This is a genomic window from Pseudomonas sp. FeS53a, assembly GCF_000931385.1.
Classification (GTDB): Bacteria; Pseudomonadota; Gammaproteobacteria; order Pseudomonadales; family Pseudomonadaceae; genus Metapseudomonas; species Metapseudomonas otitidis.
In genome coordinates this window covers 33,397-45,077 of sequence record NZ_JYFT01000028.1, presented here as the reverse complement: position 1 = coordinate 45,077, position 11,681 = coordinate 33,397, and the positions used below count along the sequence as shown (strand labels likewise).

Genomic DNA, 11,681 nt, shown 5'->3' with positions numbered 1-11,681 from the left:
GTCTTCACCCCGCTCGCCCGCCTGCTGCACTGGCTGATGGCGATCCTGATCCTGGCCATGCTGTTCATCGGTGCCGGCATGGTGGTGGAGATCAGCCCCTGGCACACCACCCTGGTGGCCGTGCACAAACCGCTGGGTGTCGCCCTGCTGGTGCTCGCCGTGCTGAGGCTGGGCGTACGCCTGCGCCGGCCGGCACCGCCACTGCCGACCGACATGCCGGCCTGGCAGCAACGCCTGGCCCACGCCTCCCATGTGCTGCTCTACGGCCTGATGCTGGCCATGCCCCTGGTGGGCTGGGGCATGCTCTCCGCCGGCGGTTACCCGGTGCAGCTGGGCAGCGCCCTGCAGTTGCCGGCCATCGCCCCGCACGACGTCCAGCTCTACGCAGTACTGCGCAGCGCCCACCGCTGGCTCGCCTACCTGTTGCTGGCCTGCGTCCTGGCGCACCTGGGCGCCGCGCTGTTCCACGGCCTGGTCCGTCGCGACGGCGTGCTCGGCAGCATGCTCGGGGGCCGCTGAACGGCGTGATCCAGCCCAAACCAATCCAGACGGCCGTGGTCTAGGAGTTGTACGCACCACCCATTCCCGACGCGGCAGGCCGGCAAGCGGCCTGTCGCGGAATGGGCGGTGCCTAGCCTTCACCCTGGAGAACCTCCGTGAGCCGCACCCCCTGCCTTCTGATCACCCTGCTGTGCTGCGCCGGCAACGCCCTGGCGTCCAGCGACGATGCCTGGAAACAGCACGACCGCCGCGTGCTGGCGGCCTGCACCGCCGTCAGCAAACTCAAGGATGCAAAGCCCGCCGGCCAGACCGTGGTGTTCGACGACCGCCTCGGCCTCACCGCGCTGATGATCACCGGGCGCTACCCCCAGCCGCACATGAAAGGGCGTAGCGGCAACGAGCTGTGCCTGTACGCCCGCAAGACCGGCAACGCCTACATCAGCGAAGCCGATCGCCTGGTGGGCAGCGGCACGCCCTGAGCCCAGGGTCGCCCTGGCGACGGGCGTGCTCTATCATCGCGGCCTTTTCACAGCACCCGAGCCGCACCATGAGCGAACCGACCACCCTCCTCGACACCCTCGGCAACAGCGACATGCTGGAGATCGACGGCCTGCATGCCTGGCAATTCGACCTGGTCGACGGGGCCCTGCGCATCGAATGCATCGACGGCCGCGACCGTCGCGTCTGGCAATTCAGTGCCGAGCAGGTGCAGCAGGCCCGCGCCGAGGCCGATGGCAGCTGGCGGATCGACAGCGACCAAGGCGAGCATCACCTGTTGTGCATGGAGGCTTTCAGCGGCAGCAATGACGACGATGAAGAAGACGAGGACGAGGCGCCCGAGCAGGCCTGAACAGGCCTGAACAGGCTCAGCTCACCACGTTGCGCAGGTAGCGCAGGGGCGCCGTGCCCAGGTTCGAGTAGGCATAGGGCTGGCTGCTGGCGAACACATGGAAGTCCCCGGCGAGGACCGTCACCGGCCCCTCCGGCAGTTCCAGCGTCAGCTCCCCCTCGATGACGTAGACCATCTCCCGCCAGCCCTCGGCATCCGCTTCCGAGGCGTAGCGCTCGCCCGGCTCCAGGGCCCAGGACCACAGCTCCACCTCGCGCCGCGCCGGGGCGCTGGCCAGCAGCACGGCGCGGCTGCGCGGGTCCTGGCCGACCCAGGCCACCGCTTCGATGCGCGAGCGATCCGGGCGGCTCGGCGCCTGCACCAGGTCGGGGAACAGCACCCCCAGGGCCTCGGCAATGCGGTCCAGGGTCGCCAGGCTGACGTTCACATCCCCGGCCTCGATGCCGACGATCATCCGCCGGCTCACCCCGGACTCCGAAGCGAGCGCATCCTGGCTCATGCCCAGCGCCTTGCGCAGACGGCGAACGTTCTCGGAGACGTGTTCCAGTACGTTGGGTCGGTCCATGGGCTTGGGCAATATATTGCTCATTGAGATGAATTTGCGCATTATGTTGCACATCCCGGCGCACCACAAGCACGCGCCCTTCCCTGCCTGATCCGGAAAACCATGACCCAGTCCCGCAACCTGGCCGCGACGCTCCTGCCCGTCGGCGTGCTGATCATCGCCATGACCTCCGTGCAGAGCGGCGCGTCCCTGGCCAAGAGCCTGTTCCCCCTCATCGGCGCCGAAGGCACCACCACCCTGCGCCTGGTGTTCGCCGCGATCTTCCTGATCCTGGTGCTGCGCCCGTGGCGCGCCCGCATCAACACCGGCGCCCTGGGCAGCGTGGTGGCCTATGGCGTGGCCCTGGGCTTCATGAACCTGCTGTTCTACATGTCCCTGCGCACGGTGCCCCTGGGCGTGGCGGTGGCACTGGAGTTCACCGGGCCGCTGGCGGTGGCGATCTTCTCCTCGCGGCGCCTGCTGGACTTCGTCTGGATCGCCCTGGCGGTGGCCGGCCTGCTGCTGCTCCTGCCGGTGGGCGCCAACGCCAGCGGCATCGACCCGCTGGGCGCGGCCTACGCCCTCGGCGCCGGCGTGTGCTGGGGGCTGTACATCATCTTCGGCCAGCGCGCCGGGGCCGACCACGGCATGCAGAGCGCCTGCCTGGGGGTGATCGTCGCCGCCTTCGCCGCCGCCCCCTTCGGCGTGGTCCATGCCGGCACCGACCTGCTCAACCTGGCCCTGATCCCCACCGCGCTGGGGGTGGCGCTGCTCTCCACGGCCATCCCCTACACCCTGGAGATGTACGCCCTGCAACGCATGCCGGCGCGGACCTTCGGCACCCTGATGAGCATCGAGCCGGCCCTGGGGGCGCTCTCCGGGCTGCTGTTCCTCGGTGAAAAGCTGACACTGCTGCAGTGGGCCGCCATCGGCGCCATCATCCTCGCCTCGGTGGGTACCACCGCGAGCATGAAGCGCAAGGAAGAAGTGCAGGGGCTGATTCCTGCCGACTGAGCGCAAACCCCTTGCCGAGCGAAGCCCTCCTGCGCAAGGCTATCGCCCTGCCTTGCGCCCTCACAGGATCGTCCATGAACAAGTTCCCCTACGTTTCCACCGGCTGCCGCCCGGTCAACTGGCAGCTGGACCAGATCGTCAGCGAGTTGCGCAGCGCCCGCGAAGAATGGCGCAGCCGCAACGGTCGCAGCCAGGATCGCGGCGGACGTGAGCTGCCCTCGCGCACCACCATCGGCCAGATCATCGAAGCCATCAGCGGCGCGCTCTTCCCCATGCGCCTCGGCCCGGCGGACCTGCGCGAGGAAAGCGAAGACTTCTACGTCGGCCACACCCTGGACGTGGCGCTCAACGCCCTGGCCGGCGAGGTACGCCGCGAGCTGGGCTACACCGCCCGGCAGAACAGCACCAGCGCCGCCGACATCGAGTGCGAGGCCATCACCATCGTCCAGGGTTTCGCCGCCGCCCTGCCGCAACTGCGCCGCCTGCTGGACAGCGACGTGCTGGCCGCCTTCCAGGGCGACCCGGCCGCCCGCAGCGTCGACGAAGTGCTGCTGTGCTACCCCGGCATCCACGCGGTCATCCACCACCGCCTGGCGCACTACTTCTACAAGAACGGCCTGCCGCTGGTGGCGCGCATCATCGCCGAGATCGCCCACTCGGCCACCGGCATCGACATCCACCCCGGCGCCACCATCGGCAAGAGCTTCTTCATCGACCACGGCACCGGCGTGGTGATCGGCGAAACGGCGATCATCGGCGAGCGCGTGCGCATCTACCAGGCGGTGACCCTGGGCGCCAAGCGCTTCCCCGCGGACGAATCGGGCAACCTGCAGAAGGGCCAGCCCCGCCATCCCATCGTCGAGGACGACGTGGTGATCTACGCCGGCGCCACCATCCTCGGGCGCATCACCATCGGCAAGGGTTCGGTCATCGGCGGCAACGTCTGGCTGACCCGCAGCGTGCCGGCCGACAGCAACATCACCCAGGCCAGCCTGCAGAGCGACTGCGGCGCCTGAGATGCCCAGCCCCGTAAGGAAAGAACCCCGCTTGCGCGGGGTTCTGCACATCAGGCCGAGGTTTCCCGCGGCACGAACAGGCGGCGAGTCAGCATCAGGTGGAGGATGAAGGCAATCAAAGCGGCCAGCGGGATCGCCATCAGCGCGCGGGTGATACTGGAGCCCAAATCGGCCTGTTTCTGTAATACCTCAAGGCGACCGAAACGGGACGGTTCGGCATTGGCGTAGGCAACCTTCACCGAGGCGCCCTCCTTGAGGTAAGGCGAGGCATTGGAGGCTGAGGTCTCGAAGATGCCGTCATAGGCCTTGCCGGCCACCTCGAAGACATAGTGGAAGTGGTAGGTCTCGCTGGTACGACCGCGACGATGACGCTCCTCGGTCACGGTATCCAGGTTCACCGGCGCCATCACCTCGGAATGGTCCTTGAGAATGGCGTTGGCATCGAAGTAGTTGAGGATCGCGGTAACGATGAGGTAGCCGGCGCCAATCAAGGCGGCGAAGCTTAGCAGGACCATCGAGACCTTGCTGAGGCCACGGTGGGTTTCGGGCGAAATCTTGAAGCTGATCATGGTGTTCCTTCCGGTTGGTTGCAGTGTCCTGGCATGCAACGGATGGAGTGACCAATGGACTTATCCACCCGAGGTAACCATGGAAAGATGCACGGCACCGGAGCAAGCAGCACGCACGCGCTGCAGCACGGCCCCATCCTTCCATGGAAAGTCAGTAGCACTAGGCTAGCATCCAGCTTCAAGGGAGTCCCTTGATTGAAGTCACATCCTGATACATTTGTTGCAAGGCCGATGGCAGGCCGCTGCGCGACAGGGATCGCACTGTCGTCAATGGGCCATGGACGGAACGCTGAGCCTCCACTTCATCCAGTTCAGATAGCCGTTCTAGAGGTACCGATGTGAGCACCACGGCTGACCGATTCTCTTCCCTGCTGCATCTGGTGCGCCTGCACTTCGGCGTTGGCGCCGTTGTGCTCATCGAGCCCGACGGTCCGCTCGCCTGCGACGGTATCGACCAGCAAAAGGCCACGCGCGCGCTGGTTTCCGGTACCCCGCAACTGGTAGGCCGCTGCCCCATCGCCGATGGCGGCGAACTGCTGCTGTTCGACGACCAACCCCGCGAGGTGAACCCGGTCGCACTGGCAGAATTCGCCAACCTGGCGAGCGAATTGCTCACCCGGCACCGCGAAGTATCGGATATGAGTGAATGCCTGCGGGTGCTGAAGGAAAACGAACAGCGCCTGGCCCTGGCCGTGGCCGGCAGCGGCACCGGCATCTGGGACCGCGACGTGGTCAACGGGCGCATCCACTACTCACCGGGCTGGAAGTCCATGCTCGGCTACGCCGTCGGGGAAATCAGCGACCGCATCGAGGACAGCTACGGCCGCATCCACCCCGATGACCTGGACTATGTGCGCCGCACCATGCTCGACCACTTCGAGCAGCGCACCCCCGACTACCAGGTGGAACACCGCCTGCAACGCAAGGACGGCAGCTATATCTGGGTCAGCAGCCGCGGCAAGGTGGTCGAGCGCGACGAACAGGGCCGTGCCCTGCGGATGATCGGCACCACCACCGACATCACCGAGATGAAGCGCATGGCCCGCCGGCTGGAACAGAACATCGAACTGCTGACGGACCTCACCAACGAGATCCCCGGCATGGTCTTCCAGTACCTGCGCCACCCCGACGGCAGCGGCGAATACCGCTACGTCAGCGCCGGCAGCCTGGACATCTACGGCCTCTCTCCCGAACAGGTGAAGGTCGGGCGCGAACGCATCCTCGCGCTGATCCACCCCGACGACCTGCCGGGCTACCTCAACGCCCTGGAAACCTCCGCCATGGCCCTCACCCCCTGGCACCGGGAATACCGCGTGTGCCTGGCCAGCGGCGAAGTGGGCTGGCGCCTGGGCAATGCCCACCCCAAGCGCCTGGGCGATGGCAGCGTGCTCTGGCACGGCTTCATCACCGACATCAGCGAGCAAAAGCGCATCGAGGCCGAGCTGCAGGCCCTGGCCATCACCGACTTCCTCACCCAACTGCCCAACCGCCGGCACTTCATGACCCGTCTGGAAGAGCAGCTGGCCCGCCTGCAACGGCCCGGCAACAGCGGCGCAGCACTGCTGATGTTCGACCTGGACCACTTCAAGGGCATCAACGACCGCTGGGGGCACAGCGCCGGCGACGAGGCCCTGCGCCACTTCGCCGCCCTGCTCAGCGAGCAGATGCGCCGGGTCGACTTCGCCGGGCGCATGGGCGGCGAAGAGTTCGCCGTGGTGCTCAACGACGCCGACCACCGCAGCGCCATGGTCTTCGCCCAACGCCTGCAGCAGCGCCTGGAAGACGTGCCGCTGCTGTACCAGGGCGAACGCATCCCCCTGACGGTGAGCATCGGCATCACCACCCTGGGCACCGACGACATCACCGCCGCCGGCGCCCTGTCCCGCAGCGACATGGCCCTGTACCGGGCCAAGGCGGAAGGCCGCAACCGCATCGAGGTGCACTGACGCACCATCCGTCCGGACGCCGCATGGCAGCTTGACCGCCTTCGGGGAGTGAAATTACTGTATTTATATACAGTAATTTCCGACACACCCTCCCATGTCCACCGTCGTCGCCCTCGACCGCCTGTTCAACGAGCGCCGCCTCTGGCGCGGCCAGGCCACGCCCGCTGCACCTGCCAGCCGCTACCCCAGCGGGCACGCCGCGCTGGACGCCGTACTGCCTGGCGGCGGCTGGCCGGAAGCGGCCCTGAGCGAGCTGCTGGTGGGCCTGCCCGGTGTCGGCGAACTGAGCCTGCTGCTGCCCACCCTTGCCCGCCTCAGCCAGGCCGGTGAGCGCATCGTGCTGGTGGGGCCGCCCCACCTGCCCTACCCGCCCGCCTGGCAGGCCGCCGGGGTGGACCTGGGTCAGCTCAGCCTGGTCCAGGCCCAGGGTCGGGATGCCCTGTGGGCCGCCGAGCAGTGCCTGCGCTCCGGCAGCTGCGGCGCCGTGCTGGCCTGGCCGGACCGGGCCGACGACCGCGCCCTGCGTCGCCTGCAGGTGGCCGCCGAAAGCGGCCAGACCCTGGCCTTCGCCTACCGCTCCCTGGGGGAAGCCCAGACCCCCTCGCCCGCCGCCCTGCGCCTGGCCATCGAAGCCAACCCGGCGCGCCTGCGGGTGATCAAGTGCCGGGGCGGCCAGCCCAGTGCCCGACCGATCCCGCTGGATGCGCGGGTGGGACCCTGACCGTGCGCTGGGCCTGCATCCTCTTGCCCCAGTTGGCGCTGGACGGCGTGCTGCGCGGCCGGGATGACCGCCAGACGCCGCTGGTGCTGCTCACCGGTCCCGCCCAGCGGCGCATCCTGCAGGCGGTCAGCGAGCCGGCGCGGGCCCTGGGGCTGCGCCCGGGGATGGCCCTGAGCGCCGCCCAGGCCCTGACCTCAGGCTTCGAACAGGCCGAGTACGACACCGAGGCCATCGAGCGCTGGCGCCTGTTCCTCGCCGCCTGGGCCTACGGCTTCAGCTCCCAGGTCAGCCTGCACTACCCACGCTGCCTGCTGCTGGAGGTGCACAGCAGCCTGGGTCTGTTCGGCCCCTGGCCACGCTTCGAGGCCCGCCTGCGGGCCGAGCTGCAAGCCCTGGGCTTTCGCCACCGCATCACCCTGGCGCCCAACCCGGCGGCTGCACGCGCCCTGGCCAACGTGCACGACGGCCTGGCCGTGGACGACCCGGCCCTGCCCTCGGCCATCGGCGCGCTGCCGCTCGCCCGCATCGGCCTGGAGCCGTCGCAGTCCACCGCCCTGGCCCGCATGGGCCTGCGCCAGGTGACACAGGTGCTGGCCCTGCCGCGCAACGAACTGGCACGACGCTTCCCGGACGGGGTGCTGCAGCACCTCGACACCCTGCTCGGCCGACAGCCCCAGGCGCTGGCCTTCTACCGCCCGGCGGACCGCTTCAGCACCCGCATCGAGCTGAACTTCGAGGTGGAGTCCGCTCAGGCTCTGCTCTTCCCCCTGCGCCGCATGACCGCCGACCTGGCTGCCTACCTGGCCAGCCGCGACCAGGGTGTGCAGCGCTTCAGCCTGTACCTGGAACACCGCACGGGCGCGCCGACCCTCGTCGAGGTGGGCCTGCTGAATGCCGAACGCGAGGCGGCCCTGCTGCTGGAGTTCGCCCGCGGCCGCCTGGAGGCCCTGCAGCTCCCCAGCCCGGTCATCGCCCTGCGCCTGGACGCGGAAGACCTGCCGGCTTTCGTGCCGGACCGTTACAGCCTGTTCGATGACCGCCCCCAGCAGAGCCTCGGCTGGGAGCAACTGCGCGAACGCCTGCGCGCGCGCCTGGGCGACGACGCCGTGCAGGGCCTGATGACCCAGGCCGACCACCGCCCCGAACGGGCCTGGCGCCCGGGCTTCGTGCCCCTGGCGACCCCGCTGCCGGCCACGGGGCCACGCCCGGCCTGGCTGCTGGCCGCGCCCCAGCCCCTGCCGGAGGGCTCGGTGCGCCTGCTGGGCGGGCCCGAGCGCATCGAGTCCGGCTGGTGGGACGGTGACGACATCCGCCGCGACTACTACCGCGTGCTGACCCACCGGGGCCAGCAGGGCTGGGCCTTTCGTCCGCTGGGTGAAACAGGCCCGCTGCAGTTGCAGGGCTGGTTCGCATGAACGCGCCGGACTACGCCGAGCTGCACTGCCTGTCCAACTTCAGCTTCCAGCGCGGTGCCTCCAGCGCAGCGGAACTCTTCGAGCGCGCCCGGCAACTGGGCTACCGCGCCCTGGCGATCACCGACGAATGCACCCTGGCCGGTGCCGTGCGGGCCTGGCAGGCCGCCAAGGCCACGGACGTGGCGCTGATCCTCGGCAGCGAGCTGCAAGGGCCCGACGGTGAGCGCCTGGTGCTGCTGGTGGAGGACATCGCCGGCTACCAGGCGCTGTGCCAGTTGATCACCCGCGCCCGCCGACGGGCGCAGAAAGGCGACTACCGCCTGCTGGACGCGGACTTCGAAGTGCCCCTGGAGGGATTGCTGGCGATCTGGTTGCCCACGCCGACCAGTTGCCCCGAGGCCGGCCAGCGCTGGCTGGCGCGCTTCCCCGGCCGGCTGTGGCTGGGCGTCGAGCTGCACCGGGGGGCGGACGACGACGTCCGGCTGCAACGTCACCTTCACCTGGCCCGCCAGCTGGCGATACCGGCGGTAGCCTGTGGCGACGTGCACATGCATGCCCGGGGCCGGCGCGCCCTGCAGGACTGCATGACCGCCATCCGCCATCACCTGCCTGTCGCCGAGGCCGGGGCACGCCTGTTTCCCAACGGGGAGCGGCACCTGCGCCGCCGCGAGGAGCTGGCCGCGCTCTACCCGCCCGAGCTGATGGCCGAGACCCTGCGCATCGCCGAACGCTGCCGCTTCGACCTGGGCCAATTGAAGTACCACTACCCCCGCGAGCTGGTGCCGGAGGGCCATACGCCCGCCACCTGGCTGCGCCAGCTGGTGGAAGACGGCGCGCGCTGGCGCTGGCCAGGCGGTGCCAGCGAGAAGGTCCGCACCCAGGTCGAGCATGAGCTGGCCCTGATCACCGAGCTGGGCTACGAAAGCTACTTCCTCACCGTCCACGACATCGTCCGCTTCGCCCGGGAGCAGGCCATCCTCTGCCAGGGCCGGGGCTCGGCGGCCAACTCGGTGGTGTGCTTCGTGCTCGGCATCACCGAACTGGACCCGGCCCACAGCCGCCTGCTGTTCGAGCGCTTTCTCTCCCGCGAGCGCAAGGAGCCGCCGGACATCGATGTCGACTTCGAGCACGAGCGCCGGGAAGAGGTCATCCAGTACGTGTTCCGCCGCTACGGCCGTGATCGGGCCGCGCTGACCGCCGTGGTCAACACCTACCACGCCGCCGGTGCGGTGCGTGACGTGGCCAAGGCCCTCGGGCTGCCGGCCGATGCCATCAACGCCCTGGCCACCTGCTGTGGCCGCTGGAGCGACCACCTGCCCACCGAGGCACGCCTGCGCGAGGCGGGCTTCGACCCGGGCAGCCCGCTGCTGCACCGCATCCTGGTGCTGTGCGGCGAGCTGATCGGCTTCCCCCGCCACCTGTCCCAGCACCCGGGAGGCTTCGTCATCTCCGAGCACCCGCTGCCGACGCTGGTGCCGGTGGAGAACGCCAGCATGGCCGAGCGCACGGTGATCCAGTGGGACAAGGACGACCTCGATGCCGTCGGCCTGCTCAAGGTGGACGTACTGGCCCTGGGCATGCTCAGCGCCCTGCGCCGCTGCTTCGACCTGCTGGCCGCCTACCGGGGCCAGCGCTGGACCCTGGCCAGCCTGCCCCGGGAAGACGCGGCCACCTACGCGATGATCAGCAAGGCCGACACCGTGGGGGTGTTCCAGATCGAGTCGCGCGCGCAGATGGCCATGTTGCCGCGCCTGCGGCCGCAGACCTTCTACGACCTGGTGATCCAGGTGGCCATCGTCCGCCCCGGCCCGATCCAGGGCGACATGGTCCACCCTTACCTGCGGCGGCGTAACGGCGAGGAAAAGGTGGAGTACCCCTCCAAGGAGCTGATCCCGGTCTTCGAGCGAACCCTGGGGGTGCCACTGTTCCAGGAGCAGGTCATGGAGCTGGCGGTGGTGGCGGCGGAATACACCCCCGGGGAAGCGGACCAGCTGCGCCGGGCGATGGCCGCCTGGAAGCGTCATGGCGGGCTGGAGCCACACCGCATCCGGCTGACCGAGCGGATGCTGAAGAAGGGCTACACCCCCGAGTTCACCGCGCGCATCTTCGAGCAGATCAAGGGCTTCGGCAGCTATGGCTTTCCCGAGTCCCACGCGGCCAGCTTCGCCCTGCTCACCTACGCCAGCTGCTGGCTCAAGTGCCACGAGCCGGCAGCCTACGCCTGCGCCCTGGTGAACAGCTGGCCGATGGGCTTCTACAGCCCCGACCAGGTGCTGCAGGACGCGCGCCGCCACGGCATCCGCGTGCGCCCGGTGGACGTGCGCTACAGCGACTGGGATTGCAGCCTGGAGGACGAGGGCGAGCCGCAGCCGGCCATCCGTCTTGGCCTGCGCTTGGTGAAAGGCTTCCGCCAGGACGACGCCGAGGCCATCGGACAGGCACGCCGGCAAGCCCCCTTCCAGGACGTGACCGACCTGTGCCTGCGCGCCCGCCTGGATGCCCGCGCCCGTGAGCGGCTGGCCGATGCCGGCGCCCTGCGGGCACTGGCCGGGCACCGCCACCGAGCGCGCTGGGCCATTGCCGCCGTGGAGCCGCAGCTGCCGCTGTTCGCCGCCCTGCCCGCTCCGGTCGAAGCGCCGGTGGCCCTGCCGCTGCCCAGCGTCGGCGAGAACCTGATGGCCGACTACGCCACCCTCGGCACCACCCTGGGGCCCCACCCGCTGACGCTGCTGCGCGGTGCCCTGCGTGCCCAGCGCTGCCGCAGTTCGCGGGAGCTGGCCGAGGTGGAATCGGGGCGCCCCATCAGCGTCGCGGGCCTGGTGGTCGGCCGGCAGCGCCCGCAAACCGCCAGCGGAGTGACCTTCGTCACCCTGGAGGACGAGTTCGGCATGATCAACGTGGTGGTCTGGCGCGACCTGGCCGAACGCCAACGCCAGGCCTTGCTGCGCTCGCAGCTGATGCGGGTGGACGGTCACTTCGAGTGTGCGGACGGGGTGCGCCACGTGATCGCCGGACGCCTGCGGGACCTGTCCGAGCTGTTGACCGGGCTGGATGTGCGCAGCCGGGACTTCCACTGAGCAGAAGCCCGGCTGGGGGGCTGGCGCC

At 69.4% G+C, this 11,681-nt stretch carries 11 protein-coding genes; 9 read left to right on the top strand and 2 right to left on the bottom strand.

From position 1 onward, the window contains the following. From SZ55_RS08670 to SZ55_RS08660, 3 genes are all read left to right on the top strand, one after another. The coding region (locus tag SZ55_RS08670; RefSeq protein WP_082078179.1) for a cytochrome b at nucleotides 1–519 on the top strand (519 nt) is incomplete at its 5' end. Between the two features lie 137 nt (nucleotides 520–656). Continuing rightward, nucleotides 657–980, top strand: coding sequence for a hypothetical protein (locus SZ55_RS08665; protein WP_044404231.1), 324 nt, complete (start codon nucleotides 657–659; stop codon nucleotides 978–980). A gap of 68 nt (nucleotides 981–1,048) precedes the next feature. Beyond that, a complete protein-coding gene (locus SZ55_RS08660; protein ID WP_044404229.1) occupies nucleotides 1,049–1,351 on the top strand; it encodes a DUF5629 family protein in 303 nt (100 codons plus the stop codon). A gap of 16 nt (nucleotides 1,352–1,367) precedes the next feature. On the opposite strand, the gene SZ55_RS08655 is transcribed toward SZ55_RS08660, so the two are convergent. Further along, nucleotides 1,368–1,958: a helix-turn-helix domain-containing protein gene (locus SZ55_RS08655; protein ID WP_044404227.1), complete on the bottom strand. Its 591-nt coding sequence runs from the start codon at nucleotides 1,956–1,958 to the stop codon at nucleotides 1,368–1,370. A 60-nt stretch (nucleotides 1,959–2,018) separates the two neighbouring features. On the opposite strand from SZ55_RS08655, the gene rhtA reads away from it, so the two are divergent. Together rhtA and epsC are read left to right on the top strand one after the other, a co-directional pair. After that, nucleotides 2,019–2,909, top strand: coding sequence for a threonine/homoserine exporter RhtA (gene rhtA / locus SZ55_RS08650; protein WP_044404225.1), 891 nt, complete (start codon nucleotides 2,019–2,021; stop codon nucleotides 2,907–2,909). A 74-nt stretch (nucleotides 2,910–2,983) separates the two neighbouring features. Then, nucleotides 2,984–3,925, top strand: coding sequence for a serine O-acetyltransferase EpsC (gene epsC / locus SZ55_RS08645; protein WP_044404223.1), 942 nt, complete (start codon nucleotides 2,984–2,986; stop codon nucleotides 3,923–3,925). A gap of 50 nt (nucleotides 3,926–3,975) precedes the next feature. On the opposite strand, the gene SZ55_RS08640 is transcribed toward epsC, so the two are convergent. Beyond that, nucleotides 3,976–4,494 (bottom strand): DUF3592 domain-containing protein, encoded by a 519-nt coding sequence (locus SZ55_RS08640; protein ID WP_052807563.1) that lies wholly within the window; start codon nucleotides 4,492–4,494, stop codon nucleotides 3,976–3,978. Nucleotides 4,495–4,832: 338 nt separating this feature from the next. Here SZ55_RS08640 and SZ55_RS08635 point away from each other — a divergent pair, with 338 nt between their 5' ends. From SZ55_RS08635 to SZ55_RS08620, 4 genes are all read left to right on the top strand, one after another. Continuing rightward, complete coding sequence (locus SZ55_RS08635; protein WP_044404221.1) at nucleotides 4,833–6,440, top strand: sensor domain-containing diguanylate cyclase; 1,608 nt, start codon at nucleotides 4,833–4,835, stop codon at nucleotides 6,438–6,440. A 94-nt stretch (nucleotides 6,441–6,534) separates the two neighbouring features. After that, entirely contained in the window at nucleotides 6,535–7,161 is a 627-nt protein-coding gene (gene imuA / locus SZ55_RS08630; protein ID WP_044404219.1) for a translesion DNA synthesis-associated protein ImuA, read from the top strand. 2 nt (nucleotides 7,162–7,163) lie between these two features. Further along, on the top strand, nucleotides 7,164–8,576 hold the full coding sequence (locus SZ55_RS08625; protein WP_044404216.1) for a Y-family DNA polymerase: 1,413 nt from the start codon (nucleotides 7,164–7,166) through the stop codon (nucleotides 8,574–8,576). Then, entirely contained in the window at nucleotides 8,573–11,653 is a 3,081-nt protein-coding gene (locus SZ55_RS08620; RefSeq protein ID WP_044404213.1) for an error-prone DNA polymerase, read from the top strand. Before SZ55_RS08625 ends, SZ55_RS08620 begins: the two co-directional genes overlap by 4 nt. Nucleotides 11,654–11,681 lie beyond the last annotated feature (28 nt).